1 protein-coding gene is annotated in these 273 nt (G+C 45.1%); it reads right to left on the reverse strand.

Features of this window, described 5'->3' with window-relative positions:
* Nucleotides 1-273: paraslipin (locus AAEY93_RS20575; protein ID WP_351079514.1), on the reverse strand; the 273-nt coding region annotated here is incomplete at both ends.

A 273-nucleotide genomic window follows, 5' to 3' on the forward strand; every position in this document is an offset into this window, starting at 1 on the left:
GGTCACTGTCGCACGACGTAGGCGCTCTGCCGCCGCTTGCTCTTCCATTGACGCTTGCATGGTTTGCGATGGGTTAATATCTTGAATCTCTACGGTTTTTAGGGTAATACCCCAATCTGCAATATCTTCTGAGATGGCATGCTTTAGCTTGGTTTTGATTTCATCACGGCTAGATAATGCACTATCCAAATCCATCTCACCGATGATGGAACGCAAAGACGTCTGCACCAAATTACGAATACCATATTCATAATCTTCGATACCATATACCGC

The sequence above is a fragment of the Shewanella sp. CAL98-MNA-CIBAN-0140 genome, assembly GCF_040309905.1.
Taxonomy (GTDB): domain Bacteria; phylum Pseudomonadota; class Gammaproteobacteria; order Enterobacterales; family Shewanellaceae; genus Shewanella; species Shewanella psychromarinicola.